Raw genomic sequence first — 12,630 nt, 5'->3', positions numbered from 1 at the left:
TCCGCCGTCGCGGACCACGGGTGTCGGGGCGGTCGTCGAAGGGCCGGGGCGGTCGTCGGCCGCGAGCGTCGGACCCGGCGAAGAGCCCCTTGCCCGCCGGTCTTGCGTTCCCTCGTCGCGGGGCACGGAGACACGGCCGAGCCGCGATGGCGCCAGTCATCCGCGACCACCGGATCGCCGAGGCCGCCTGGAGCCCGGAGATCAGGGGCTCGGCCCGCCGGCGCAACGGAATCAGGCCGCCGCTGGTGGCCCCGATCGTCCAGCGCAACCTCCTGGCCCGCCAGCAGGCGGTCGCGACGGCAGCGGCCGGGGCCTAGAAGGCCGTCGAGCGGGGAACGGCAGGTCAGGGTGGGGCGGAGAACAGCCGGGCGCAGCACAACGAAGCGGCCGGGTGGGGCGGGCACGGCAGGGCAGGGTCTCAATCCACCTTCAGGGTTTGGCGCAGCCGCCCCGTGAGGCGGTCGTAGATCAGGATGCGGTCGTCGGCCGTCACCACGGCCAGCCAGTCGCCGCCCTGCGTGAAGGCGGTGGGCCGCGCGCCCTCGGGCAGGTCGAGGCTGTCGGGCAGGGGCGGCCCCTCGCGGTTCAGCCGCATGACAAAGGCGCCGATCAGGACTAGGAAGCCCAGGATCATCACCACGATCAGCGCCGTCACCAGGCGCTGAAGCGCCCGCAGCCCGGGCGGGAGGGAGGCCTCGGGGGCCGTGTCCATGAGCGAACGCCTTTGCTTCGACATCGCGGCCGACCCGCCGCGCCGCCTTGATAAGGCGCTGGCCCGCGACGTGCCAGACGACAGCCTGAGCCGCTCGCGCCTCGCCCGCCTCATCGCCGAGGGCGCGGTGCGGGTGGACGGGGCAGTCGCGGCCGACCCCTCGGCCCCCGTCACGGCCGGTGCGCGGGTGGAGATCGCGCTCGGGCCGCCGGAGGAGAGCCACATCGGCCCCGAGGCGATCCCGCTGCAGGTGGTCTGGGAGGACGCCGAGCTGATCGTGGTGGACAAGCCGCCGGGGATGGTGGTGCATCCGGCGCCGGGCTCGCCCTCCGGGACGCTGGTGAACGCGCTCATCCACCATTGCGGCGATTCGCTGTCCGGCGTGGGCGGGATGCTGCGGCCCGGCATCGTGCACCGGATCGACAAGGACACCTCGGGCCTGCTGGTCGCCGCCAAGTCGGACCGGGCGCACCAGGGCCTCGCCGCGCAGTTCGAGGCGCACGCGGTCGAACGGCACTACCTTGCGGTCTGCCACGGCCGACCCGACCCGGCCGACCCCCGGCTGTCCGGCCTGCGCGGCATCGACTGGGAGGCGGGGCAGGTGCTGCGGATCGCGACGCGGCTCGACCGGCACCGAACCGACCGGCAGCGGCAGGCGGTGACCTGGGAGGGCGGACGGCACGCCGTCACCCGCGCCCGCGTCGTCGAGGGCTTCGGCGCCCCGCCCGCCGCCGCGCTGATCGACTGCTGGCTCGAGACCGGGCGGACCCACCAGATCCGAGTCCATCTGGCCCATGCGGGCCACGGGCTCGTGGGCGATCCGGTCTATGGCGGCCAGCGGCGGCCTTCGGTCCGCGCCCTGGGCGAGGCGGGCGCCGCCGCCGTCGCGGGCTTCCCCCGGCAGGCGCTCCACGCCGCGACGCTGGGCTTCGTGCACCCCGTCACCCGCGAGGGGCTGCGCTTCGAGTCGCCATTGCCGCCCGACATGGCGGAACTCCTGCGCGCCCTGCGCGGTTGAACCGGTGCCACCGCGAAAATCGTCGCCCAAGGCGACGGGTGTTCATCTTTCGTTGAGGAAGATGGGCTATAACGGCATTTCCCTTGAGTCATAAGACCCGAAATGTTAAGGGGATGAACTTTTCGAAAGGAGCTTCCATGGCCACCTATGCGAACCTTCCGGCCCCCAGCCCCGAACAGGGGTTGAACCGTTATCTCCAGGAAATCCGCAAGTTCCCGATGCTGGAGCCGGAGGAGGAGTACATGCTCGCGAAGCGCTGGGTGGACCACGAGGATGCCTCGGCTGCGCACAAGCTCGTCACCTCGCACCTGCGGCTCGCGGCCAAGATCGCCATGGGCTACCGCGGCTACGGCCTCCCGCAGGCCGAGGTCATCTCCGAGGCGAACGTGGGCCTGATGCAGGCGGTCAAGCGCTTCGACCCCGAGAAGGGGTTCCGGCTCGCCACCTATGCGATGTGGTGGATCCGGGCCGCGATCCAGGAGTACATCCTGCGGTCGTGGAGCCTCGTGAAGCTTGGCACCACCTCGGCGCAGAAGAAGCTGTTCTTCAACCTCCGCAAGGCCAAGGCCCGCATCGGCGCGCTGGAGGAGGGGGACCTGCGCCCCGAGAACGTCAAGCGCATCGCCACCGACCTCGGCGTGACCGAGGAGGAGGTGGTGTCGATGAACCGCCGCCTGTCGGGGGGCGACGCCTCGCTCAATGCCCAGATCGGGGCGAGCGAGGACAGCTCGACCCAGTGGCAGGACTGGCTGGAGGACGAGGACGCCGACCAGGCTACCGCCTTTGCCGAGCGGGACGAGCTGGAGGCGCGGCGCGAGCTGCTGACGGCGGCGATGGACCAGCTCACCGACCGCGAGAAGGATGTGCTGATCCAGCGGCGGCTCCAGGACGACGTGGTGACGCTGGAGGAGCTGTCCGAGCGTTACGGCGTCTCGCGCGAGCGCATCCGGCAGATCGAGGTGCGCGCCTTCGAGAAGCTCCAGAAGCGGATGACCGAGCTGGCGCGTGAACGGGGGATGCTGGAGACGGCCTGACCCTCGTTGCGTCCGCGCGCGGGCCTGCTAGCGTCGCGGCGCAATCGAGGGGGGACCATCCACATGCACAAGCCCGTCCGCTGGGGCGTCCTGGGCGCCGCGAACTTCGCGCGCGAGCACATGGCGCGCGCGATCCACGCCGCCGAGGGCGCGGACCTCCTCGCTCTGGCCACGTCGAGCCCGGCGAAGGCCGAGGGGTTCCGGGCCTTCGCGCCGAATCTCCGGGTTCATGGCTCCTACGAGGAGCTGCTGGCCGACCCCGAGGTGGAGGCGGTCTACATCCCGCTGCCCAACCACCTGCACGTCGAATGGTCGCTCAAGGCGATCGAGGCCGGCAAGCACGTCCTTTGCGAGAAGCCGATGGCGCTGCACGCCTCGGAGTTCGACCGGCTGATCGCGGCGCGCGACCGCTCGGGGCGGCTGGTGGCCGAGGCCTTCATGATCGTGCACCACCCGCAATGGATCCGCGCGCGGGAGCTGGTGCAGGGCGGCGCCATCGGGGAGCTGCGGCACGTCGCGGCCGAGTTCTCGTTCAACCTCACCGACATGGGCAACATCCGCAACAAGCCCGATACCGGGGGCGGCGCGCTGGGGGACATCGGAGTCTACATCTTCGGCGCGGCGCGCTTCGTCAGCGGGCAGGAGCCCGCGCGCATCCGCGCGGCGAACGTCCAGCGCGAGAACGGCGTGGACGTGTACGTGCAGATGATGGCCGACTTCCCGGGCTTCGCCTATTCCGGCATGGTGTCGATGCGCCTCCACAACCGGCAGGAGGTGGTGTTCCACGGGACCGATGGCGTGCTGCGGGTGGCCTACGCGCCTTTCAACGCCAATGTGCATGACGTGGCCCAGCTGGTGCTGGAGACGGGCATGACCCGGACTGGCGAGCGGTTTCCGAACGTGAACCACTACGTGCTGCAGGTGCAGAACTTCGGGCGGGCGCTGCGCGAGGGCGTGGCCTATCCCTGCCCGCTGGAGTTCAGCCGGGGCACGCAGGCCATGATCGACATGGTGCTGGAAGCGGAGCAGGGGGCGGCCTGACGTTGCGGCCGGGAACGTCCCGCGCGCCCGGCCGTTCCTCCGCCGGATCACCAGCCGAAAGGGGACCGGCATGAGCCGACGCATCGTGGTGTTCGGAGCGGAGGGGGTGACGGGGCGCGAGGTGGTGCGGCAGGCCCTGGAGCGGGGCCATGCGGTGCGCGCCTCGGACCGGTCGTTCAAGGAACCCGGGCGGCTGCCGGAGGGTGTCGAGGCCGTGCCGGCGGATGTGCTGGCGGGCGACCTGCGGCCCGTCGTGCGGGGCATGGACGCCGTGATCTCGTGCCTGGGCGTGCCGAACGATCCCCGGACGCTGCTCGATCCGCCGCCGCTCTATGTGGACGGGACGGCGCGGATCGTGCAGGCGATGCAGGCCGAGGGGGTGCAGCGGATCGCCGTGATCTCGGCGGCCTTCGTGGCGGTCCGTGACCGGGGACCGCTCCTGTTCCGCACGGCGGTGATTCCGTCGCTGACCCGCGTGCTCGACCAGATGCGGGGGATGGAGGCGGTGCTCCGCGTCTCGGGCCTCGACTGGACGGCGGTGCGGCCGGGCTGGCTTCTGGAGGGGGAGCCCACGGGCGACGCCTGGATCGGGGCGGAGCCCTTCCCCGAGGCTCTGATCCGGGCGCGGACCGGCGACGTGGCGGCGCTGCTGCTGGACTGCGCGGCGGACAACGCCTGGGTGGGCGGGACGCCGTTCATCGCCCGGGACGAGCCGGATTTCGAGGAGTCCTCGACCCGGGTGGTGCTGGAGATGCTGGCCTGATCCAGCGAGGGGGGCGGGCCGGAGCCCGCCTATGGAGCCTCGGCGCCCGTCTCGACCCAGGCCCGTGCCTTGGCTGCCTGGTCGGGGCGGAAGGTGCGGTAGCTGATGTGCGGCAGGATCGCGCTCTCGAACCGGGTGGCCCAGAGGAGCCAGGATTGATCGCTCACCACAGCGACGCGGCCGAAGCGGTCGAGCCGCTTCAGAAGGCTCAGGGACCGGCCGAGGTGGTGCGGCAGGTCGCCCAGGTCGAGGCCGCCGAGACTCTCCACCTCCACATAGACATGGGTCTTGGGGTGCGCCGCGAGCGACGCCTCCAGCCGATCGGTCAGTGGGTCGAGGTCGGCACGGGCGAGCCGGCCCCGGACGCGCAGGGCGATCACGTCAGGGGTGGCGGAGGGGAGGGGCTCGATCATGGCATCAGGCCTCCATCCGCTCCAGCTCGTCGATGAAGCCTTCGATCATCGACAGGCCCTTGTCCCAGAAGGTGGGGTCGGAGGCGTCGAGGCCGAAGGGGGCGAGGAGTTCCTTGTGGTGCTTGCTGCCCCCCGCTTTCAGCATCTCGAAGTACTTGTCGCGGAAGGCGGGGTCGCCCTCCTCGTAGACGGCGTAGAGCGCGTTCACGAGGCCGTCGCCGAAGGCGTAGGCGTAAACGTAGAAGGGCGAGTGGATGAAGTGCGGGATGTAGCTCCAGAACGTCTCGTAGCCGGGAGCGAAGTCGAAGGCGTCGCCGAGCGACTGCGCCTGGATCGACATCCAGAGGGCGTTGATGTCGTCGGTCGTCAGCTCGCCGTGGCGGCGGGCCTCGTGGAGCTTGGACTCGAAGTCGTAGAAGGCGATCTGCCGGACGACCGTGTTGATCATGTCCTCGACCTTGCCGGCGAGGAGGGCCTTCTTCGCCTTGGCGTCGGGGGCCTCGGACAGCAGCTTGCGGAAGGTCAGCATCTCGCCGAACACCGACGCGGTTTCCGCGAGGGTGAGGGGGGTGGAGGACAGCAGCTCCCCTTGGCCCGCCGCCAGCACCTGATGGACGCCGTGGCCGAGCTCGTGGGCGAGGGTCATCACGTCGCGCGGCTTGCCGAGGTAGTTCAGCATCACGTAGGGGTGCGCGTCCGTCACCGTGGGGTGGGCGAAGGCGCCGGGGGCCTTGCCGGGCGTCACGGCGGCGTCGATCCAGCCTTGGGCGAAGAAGGGCGCGGCGAGGTCGGCCATGCGCGGGTCGAAGGCCGCGTAGGCCTCGGACACGGTGCGCTGGGCCTGGTCCCAGGACACGAGGCGGTCGTCCTCGGTCGGAAGGGGCGCGTTGCGGTCCCAGACCTGGAGGCGGTCCAGCCCCAGCCATTTCGCCTTGAGCCGGTAGTAGCGGTGCGACAGGCGCGGGTAGGCGGCGACGACGGCGTTCCTCAGCGCCTCGACCACCTCGGGCTCGACGTGGTTGGACAGGTGGCGCGCGGTCTGCGGGGTGGGCAGGCCGCGCCAGCGGTCCTCGACCTCCTTCTCCTTGGCCAGCGTGTTGTGGATGCGCGCGAAGGTGCGGGTGTTCTCTCCGAACACCTTGGCGAGGGCGTGGAACCCGGCCTCGCGCCGCGAACGGTCCTTGTCGGTCAGGAGATTGAGCGTGGCCTCGATGCCCAGCGGCTCGCCATCCACGTCGAATTTCAGGGCGGCGATGGTTTCGTCGAAGAGCTTGTTCCAGGCGGAGGCGCCGACCACGGACATGTCGTGGAGGAACTTCTCCAGCTCGTCGGAGAGCTGGTAGGGCTTCATGGCGCGCATCCGGTCGAAGACCGGCTTGTAGCGGTTCAGCTCCTGGCTCTGGCCGAGGAGGGCGGCGAGGTGGTCCTCGTCCAGCCGGTTGAACTCCAGCCCCCAGAACACGAGGGGGGTGGTGAAATTGGTGATGCGGTCCTGGCAGTCGGAAAGGAACTTGGCGCGTTCGCCGTCCGTGGTGATCTGGTAGTAGCGCAGGCCGGCGTAGGACATGATGCGGCCGGCCACCTGCTCGATCCGTTCATACCGCAGCACGGCGTCGAGGAGGCCGTGGGCGTCGAGGGTCGCGAGTTGGCCCTCGAAGTCGGCGGCGAAGCTGCGGCAGGCCTCCTCCAGCCAGTCCATGTCGCGCAGGAGTTCCGGCGCGTCGGGGGCGGCGTAGAGGTCGGACAGGTTCCATTCGGGGAGCGAGCCCAGGTCGGGCGCGGCCCCGCGGGGGTCGGCGTCATAGGCGATCTGCGTCATGGTCCTGTCCCTTCATGTTGCGGGGCTGAGATAGTCCCCCGGAAAGGCCGGGGGAAGTGCGGGCGGGTTCGACCTGATTCGGGGCCGGAGGATCAACCTACCACGAAAGGGTGAACGAACCCCTAACCGTGGGCGGCCAGCAGCGCCTTGAGGGTGTCGAGGCTGTCGATCTCGTCCACCGGCTTGTCGTGGCGCCAGCGCAGCATCCGGGGAAAGCGCAGCGCCACGCCGGACTTGTGGCGGGGGCTGGCCTGGATGCCCTCGAAGCCGATCTCGAACACCTGCTGGGGTTCCACCTGCCGGACGGGGCCGAACTTCTGGACGGTGTGCTTGTTCACCCAGGCCGTGATCTTGCGGAACTCGGCGTCGGTGAGCCCCGAGTAAGCCTTGGTGAAGGGGACGAGCTGGTTGCCGTCCTTCACCGCGAAGGTGAAATCGGTGAACAGGTTGGCGCGGCGGCCCGATCCGGCCTGGGCGTAGATCATCACCGCGTCGATGGTGAGGGGGTCCACCTTCCACTTCCACCAGTCGCCCTTGCGGCGGCCGTTGCCGTAGGGGGAGGCGAGGCGCTTGAGCATCAGGCCCTCGGCCCCGTCCTCGCGGGCGCGGAGGCGGGCCTCGCGCAGGTCGTCCAGCGTGGCGAAGGGGACGGGGGGCGAGAGGCGGAGCGGGGCCTCGGGCGGCAGGCCGGTCAGGAGCGATTCGAGGCGGGCGCGGCGGTCGGCGAAGGGGGCCGGGCGGATGTCGTGGCCGTCCTGTTCGAGGAGGTCGTAGGCCATGAGGACCACGGGGGCGGTGGACAGGAGCGCCTTGGGGACGGTCTTGCGGCCGATCCGGGGTTGCAGGGCGTTGAAGGTCAGGGGGCGGTCGCCCTGCCAGGCGAGGATCTCTCCGTCCAGAACGGTGCCGGGGGGGAGCCAGTCGATGGCGCGGGCGAGTTCGGGGAAGCGGTCGGTGATGAGATCCTCGCCCCGCGACCAGAGGTGATGGCGGCCCTCGCGCAGGATGAGCTGGCCCCGGATGCCGTCCCATTTCATCTCGGCGAACCAGTCCTGCGGGTTCCCGAGGTCGGCGGGGTCGTCGAGCTGATAGGCGAGGTAGAAGGGGTAGGGGCGGGCGGTGTCGTCCCGCGCCTCGCCGTGGAGGAGGAGGCGGTCCCAGGTGGTCGTCTCGGGGCTCCAGTCGCCCATGAGGCGGTGGGTGACCTCGGATTCGGGCTGCTGGGTCGCCTGGGCGAGGGCCTTGGTCATCAGGGTCTGGGAGACGCCGACGCGGAAGCTGCCGGTGAGGAGCTTGGTGAACAGGAACCTCTCGGGGCCGGGGAGGGAGTCCCAGGCGTCGAGGATGCCCTGCCTGCGCTCGGGCTCGGGGAGGGCGGAGAGCTCGCGCAGGCGGGCGATCCAGTGGGCGAGGGGCTGGTCGCTCTCTCGCGTGGCGGGGGGGAGGATGAGGGAGATGGTCTCGGACAGGTCGCCGACGACGCCGTGGGATTCCTCGAAGAGCCAGAGGGGAAGGCCCGCGCGTTCGGCGGCCCAGTCGCGCAGGGACGTGGCGGTGATGGTGCGGCGGGGGCGGCGGCCCGAGAAGAGCGCGACGGTCCAGAGCTTGTCGGCGTCGGGAGCGGCGCGGAAGTAGTCGGCCAGCGCCGCGACCTTGGCGTTGGTTTTCGTGGTCTGGTCGAGGCGGGCGTAGAGGGCGGCGAAGTCCTTCATTCCGCCGCCTCCGGGGCGTCCTCGTCGATGATGTCGGCCGGGGCCTCGCCCTCCGCCAGCACCTCGTCGCCGGCGTAGTCGGTGGCGACGATGCCGGCGTCATAGCCCTGGCTTTCCAGCCAGCGGCGGAAGGCGGCGGTGTAGCCGTGGGTGACGAAGACCTTGGGGGCTCCGGTGGCGCGGATCGCCTCGTTGAGGCCGGGCCAGTCGGCGTGGTCGGACATGACGAAGCCCCGGTCGGTGCCGCGCCGGCGGCGGATGCCCCGGAGCGCCATCCAGCCGGAGGCGACGGCGGTGGAGGCGTCGCCGAAGCGGCGCGCCCAGGTGGAGTGGAGTGCGGAGGGCGTGGCGATGACCATGGCGCCGGGGTGGGCCTTGAGATCGAGCGCGGGGGTGACGCGGGTGGTCGCGGGGAGGGGGAGGCCCTGGTCGCGGAGGACCTGCGTGACGGATTCGACCGCGCCGTGGGTGAGGATGGGGGCTATGGAGGGGTCCAGGAGGTGCAGGACCCGCTGCGCCTTGCCGAGCGAGTAGGCGCCGAGGAGGGAGACGCGCCCCTGGGCGGCGTTCGCGGCCCACCAGTCGTTGATCTGGGTCCGCAGCTCCTCCTGCGGGGTCCAGCGGAAGACGGGGAGGCCGAAGGTGCATTCGCTGATGAAGGCGTGGCAGGGGACGGGCTCCCAGGGGGTGGAGAGGCCGTCGTCCACCACCTTGTAGTCGCCGGAGACGACCCAGGTCTCGCCCGCCACCTCCACTCGGATCTGGGCGGAGCCGGGGACGTGGCCGGCGGGGTGGAAGCTGACCGTGGCGCCACCGATCGCGCGGGGTTCGCCGTAGCGGATGGTGTCGAGCCGGATGTCGCCCAGGCGGTGGCGGATGACGGGGGCGGCGAGGTCGGTGGCGAGGTAGGCCCCCATGCCGGGGCGGGCGTGGTCGGAATGGCCGTGGGTCAGGAGGGCGCGGGGGACGGGGCGCCAGGGGTCGATGTGGAAGTCGCCGGCGGGGCAGAAGATGCCGCGGTCGGTGAAGGTGAGGACGGCCATGCGGTGCAGGATAGCGCAAGCGGGGCGGGCGGGAAGGGGCGCTGCCCCTCGCCGCTGCGCGGCTCACCCCGGCGTATTGGGGCCAGGTTGATGAGGGGCGCGGGTCCGGCGGTCGGTTCTCCGGACAGAGTAAATCCCCGCGAGGCCTCCGGGTTCACTCCGGGCCTGGGCGCGAGGGGCGCGCAGGGCGGGAGCACCGGCCGCCATTGGGCGGGCTGGGTCTCAGTGGCATCACCGGGCGGGGGCGACTCTCTTGGAGGCGCGCTGATCCGCCCTGGCCGGGTATCTGGCCGCAATGGCTTGCATCTGGTCTGGTCCCGGGATGTCGGGCCGGGCGTCCTCTTGGCGTCGTTCTCCCTTCCGCCCCTCGCGGCCGTCTCCGGCCCTTGCCGCCCCTGCGGGCGAGGGCCGGACGCGCGGCGGGGGGCTGCCTGCGGTCCTGTGCGAGGAGAATCGCACCGATCCGTTAACGCCGCCTGACGGCAACGAACGCTCGGGCGCGATTCGCGCAACACCCCGGGGCGCGGAGGAGTCAGGTCGTCGGATGGCCGGGGTCGCCGGTGGGGGCGTCGGCGGTCGGGCCGCCGCCGGTGCCGAGGCTGCCCAGGCCCGCGCTGGGGCCGCCGCCGGGGCCACCGCCGGGGATCGTGCCGCCGGGCTGGACGCTGGACGACAGGCCGTTGCCGTCCACGCCGGGGCCGCCCGCCGCCGGGGCGGCGTCGGCGAAGGGTCCGGCGGAGTCGCGGTCGATCTCCTCCACGGCGCGGCGCCAGTGCTCCTCGTGCCGGCCCTCGGGGCGGCCCTCGCTTTCCCAGATGGCGTGCGCGCGCTCGCGGACGCGGTCGTCTCGGTGGATCATGGCGGGGCCTCCCTGGCGTGGACCGGGAGGGAAACCGGGGAGGGGGGCGGATGTTCCGTGGGGGGCGGTGAGGCGTGGGCGCAGAGACCCGGGAGCGGATCGGGCGGGTGAGCGGCCCACGGCTCTTTCCTGGCGACGGCCCGGCGTGCCATGCTCGGCCTGTCAGGGGAGGCGAGACATGGCCGAGATCCGCCAGGACTTCCGGGGACAGACCATCATCACCACCTTCGAGACGACGCCCGCGCTGGCCTTCGACCTGATCGAGGCGCTGCAGGCGGCGTTTGCCGAGTGCATCTCGAAGCAGCCGGGCTTCCTGGGCGCGGCGCTGCACGTCAACGACGCCCGGACGCGGGTGTGCAACTACTCGCAGTGGGCGAGCCGGGAGGATTACCAGGCGATGCTGCGGACGCCCGAGATGCGGGAGCGGAACCGGGCGATCAACGCGCTGTGCCGGGGGTTCGAGCCGGTGATGTATGAGGTGGAGGGGGTGTATTGAGGAGGTGAGGCCCGCCCGGAGAACGGTCCGGGGGACCGTTCTCAGCGCCGAACGTCCGGCGATGCGCGCCGGGCTGGATTGCGGCGCGACGGCCGACGGGTAGGGTGGGTGAAACCCACCGTCCTCGGCCTGCCCCATGCCCCGCTATCTCCGCCCACGCCGGCCCGGCGCGAGCCTCTTCTTCACCGTGACGCTTGCCGACCGAGGGTCCGACCTCCTCGTGCGGGAGGTGCAGGCGCTGCGCGAGGCCGTCCGGGCCGTTCGCGCCGAACGGCCCTTCGGCATCGACGCCTGGGTCGTGCTGCCCGACCACCTGCATTGCGTCTGGACCTTGCCGGAGGGGGATGCGGACTATTCGACCCGCTGGAAGGACATCAAGACCTGCTTCACCAAGTCGGTCGGCCTCACCGGCGCGCGCAGCGAGAGCAAGGTCGCCAAGGGCGAGGCGGGCCTGTGGCAGCGGCGGTTCTGGGAGCACCACATCCGGGACGCGGCGGATTATGAGGCCCATGTCCGGTATTGCTGGATCAATCCCGTCAAGCATGGACTCGTGTCGCAGGCCGACGACTGGCCGTTCTCCTCGATCCACCGCGACATCCGCGACGGCCGGGTCGAGCCGGAATGGTCAGGCGTCGTGCCGGAGGGCCGGTTTGGGGAAGTGCGGAACCGACCGAGGCAGGGGTAGGGTGGGTGAAACCCACCATCGCCGTTGCAACAGATGGAGCGGTCGAATGGTGGGTTGGCACCCACCCTACGGCTGGCATTTAACTCTGAAGTTGTCTAATTCGCTCTGCAACTCTTTGAGTAGTGCGTCGAAGGATGCGACAATCGTGTCCCGCTCCTCCTCTGTGATCGCTTCTTGCCGATCGTCCACGACAAACTGGTCCGCCAACTCTGCAATTGTTCGGGCGCGTGCCGCCGCGATGCGCGCTATTGCGCGTGCTTCATAATAAGGATGTGGTAAAGAGGCCATTGTTTCCGATCCTGTTTGGGAGCTGAGTACCTGTGGCGCATCAGCGGAATAAGGTTTATGATTCTCCGCAGGGCTGAGATTCCAGTACCCTACGCCTTGCTTTTCTAGTTGCCAAGAAGAAAGTTAAAGTAGCATTCTTGGCTAAGACCCAGCACTAGTTGATTCTGATCTTCTACAATTATCCCGCACCAGCCCGTATTGCTGAAGATGCTTTGCGTATGCCCACCCGCTGGCAAGTAAGCTACTCGGCGCGATTCGTATGAAAAGAAGTTCAAGATTCCATCTTCGCTGAATACATAATAGCCCAAGACCCTGCCGTCATTAGTGTATACACGACGTTCTCCGTTTGGGCCATTTTCATATTTGCTTGCGCTGTTCTCATACTTACTTGGGCTGTTGCTGTATTTGCTTTCCGAGTTTTCATACTTGCTTGCGCTGTTCTCGTACTTACTAGGGCTGTTTTCATATTTACTTGGGCTCAAGTCATAAGGTAGCCTGCTCTCATCTACTATAACTGCCAATATGTCGGCATATGCTAGTTGAGATGAGATGATAATTGAAAAAAGTGCTAGTGCCGTTGACTTCATGATGCCTTTTGTGTCGCGACTGTAGACGTTAGATCCACTATTCCATTCTGCGTCTGGTGAGACAAGTGTTGTTGCCCCTGAATGACCGGACAGGATCAGGTTGTTGTCTGATCCGCGATGAACTCGCGGGGTGATCTGTATCCGAGCGCCCGGTGGGGGT

14 protein-coding genes are annotated in these 12,630 nt (G+C 69.5%); 7 read left to right on the top strand and 7 right to left on the bottom strand.

Features of this window, described 5'->3' with window-relative positions; translation table 11 throughout:
- Positions 1-146: 146 nt before the first annotated feature.
- The gene (locus J2Z33_RS02385) at positions 147-317 is read left to right on the top strand and encodes a hypothetical protein (RefSeq protein ID WP_209837541.1); all 171 of its coding nucleotides are present in this window, start codon (positions 147-149) and stop codon (positions 315-317) included.
- Between the two features lie 101 nt (positions 318-418).
- On the opposite strand, the gene J2Z33_RS02380 is transcribed toward J2Z33_RS02385, so the two are convergent.
- On the bottom strand, positions 419-712 hold the full coding sequence (locus tag J2Z33_RS02380) for a DUF6476 family protein (RefSeq protein ID WP_209837539.1): 294 nt from the start codon (positions 710-712) through the stop codon (positions 419-421).
- Here J2Z33_RS02380 and J2Z33_RS02375 point away from each other — a divergent pair.
- The 4 genes from J2Z33_RS02375 to J2Z33_RS02360 all read left to right on the top strand — a co-directional run bounded on the left by J2Z33_RS02375 (position 711) and on the right by J2Z33_RS02360 (position 4,568).
- Positions 711-1,730 (top strand): RluA family pseudouridine synthase, encoded by a 1,020-nt coding sequence (locus tag J2Z33_RS02375; protein ID WP_209837536.1) that lies wholly within the window; start codon positions 711-713, stop codon positions 1,728-1,730. The two genes, J2Z33_RS02380 and J2Z33_RS02375, sit on opposite strands and share 2 nt — an antisense overlap.
- Positions 1,731-1,867: 137 nt before the next feature.
- Positions 1,868-2,764 carry an RNA polymerase sigma factor RpoH gene (rpoH, locus tag J2Z33_RS02370; protein ID WP_209837534.1) on the top strand — a complete coding sequence of 299 codons (897 nt, stop codon included), beginning with the start codon at positions 1,868-1,870 and terminating at the stop codon, positions 2,762-2,764.
- Between the two features lie 63 nt (positions 2,765-2,827).
- Entirely contained in the window at positions 2,828-3,805 is a 978-nt protein-coding gene (locus tag J2Z33_RS02365; RefSeq protein ID WP_209837532.1) for a Gfo/Idh/MocA family protein, read from the top strand.
- 70 nt (positions 3,806-3,875) lie between these two features.
- Positions 3,876-4,568, top strand: coding sequence for an NAD(P)-dependent oxidoreductase (locus J2Z33_RS02360; protein WP_245218499.1), 693 nt, complete (start codon positions 3,876-3,878; stop codon positions 4,566-4,568).
- Positions 4,569-4,597: 29 nt separating this feature from the next.
- On the opposite strand, the gene J2Z33_RS02355 is transcribed toward J2Z33_RS02360, so the two are convergent.
- The 5 genes from J2Z33_RS02355 to J2Z33_RS02335 form a co-directional block, all read right to left on the bottom strand.
- Positions 4,598-4,981, bottom strand: a complete 384-nt coding sequence (locus J2Z33_RS02355; protein ID WP_209837530.1) for a SpoIIAA family protein — start codon at positions 4,979-4,981, stop codon at positions 4,598-4,600.
- 4 nt (positions 4,982-4,985) lie between these two features.
- A complete protein-coding gene (locus J2Z33_RS02350; RefSeq protein ID WP_209837528.1) occupies positions 4,986-6,800 on the bottom strand; it encodes a M3 family oligoendopeptidase in 1,815 nt (604 codons plus the stop codon).
- A gap of 122 nt (positions 6,801-6,922) precedes the next feature.
- Positions 6,923-8,512, bottom strand: coding sequence for an ATP-dependent DNA ligase (locus J2Z33_RS02345; protein ID WP_209837526.1), 1,590 nt, complete (start codon positions 8,510-8,512; stop codon positions 6,923-6,925).
- On the bottom strand, positions 8,509-9,555 hold the full coding sequence (locus tag J2Z33_RS02340; protein WP_209837524.1) for a ligase-associated DNA damage response exonuclease: 1,047 nt from the start codon (positions 9,553-9,555) through the stop codon (positions 8,509-8,511). The genes J2Z33_RS02345 and J2Z33_RS02340 overlap by 4 nt, the downstream gene beginning before the upstream one ends.
- A gap of 532 nt (positions 9,556-10,087) precedes the next feature.
- On the bottom strand, positions 10,088-10,414 hold the full coding sequence (locus J2Z33_RS02335) for a DUF2934 domain-containing protein (RefSeq protein WP_209837522.1): 327 nt from the start codon (positions 10,412-10,414) through the stop codon (positions 10,088-10,090).
- 178 nt (positions 10,415-10,592) lie between these two features.
- Between J2Z33_RS02335 and J2Z33_RS02330 the strand changes: the two genes are divergently transcribed.
- Both J2Z33_RS02330 and J2Z33_RS02325 read left to right on the top strand, forming a co-directional pair.
- Positions 10,593-10,910 carry an antibiotic biosynthesis monooxygenase family protein gene (locus tag J2Z33_RS02330; protein ID WP_209837520.1) on the top strand — a complete coding sequence of 106 codons (318 nt, stop codon included), beginning with the start codon at positions 10,593-10,595 and terminating at the stop codon, positions 10,908-10,910.
- Between the two features lie 136 nt (positions 10,911-11,046).
- Positions 11,047-11,595, top strand: coding sequence for an REP-associated tyrosine transposase (locus tag J2Z33_RS02325; RefSeq protein ID WP_209837518.1), 549 nt, complete (start codon positions 11,047-11,049; stop codon positions 11,593-11,595).
- Positions 11,596-11,987: 392 nt separating this feature from the next.
- On the opposite strand, the gene J2Z33_RS02320 is transcribed toward J2Z33_RS02325, so the two are convergent.
- The coding region (locus J2Z33_RS02320; RefSeq protein WP_209837516.1) for a hypothetical protein at positions 11,988-12,630 on the bottom strand (643 nt) is incomplete at its 5' end.

Source organism: Rubellimicrobium aerolatum, from assembly GCF_017872975.1.
Classification (GTDB): domain Bacteria; phylum Pseudomonadota; class Alphaproteobacteria; order Rhodobacterales; family Rhodobacteraceae; genus Rubellimicrobium; species Rubellimicrobium aerolatum.
Note: the sequence above shows the minus strand (reverse complement) of the source record. Positions and strands in the feature narration are given on the sequence as shown.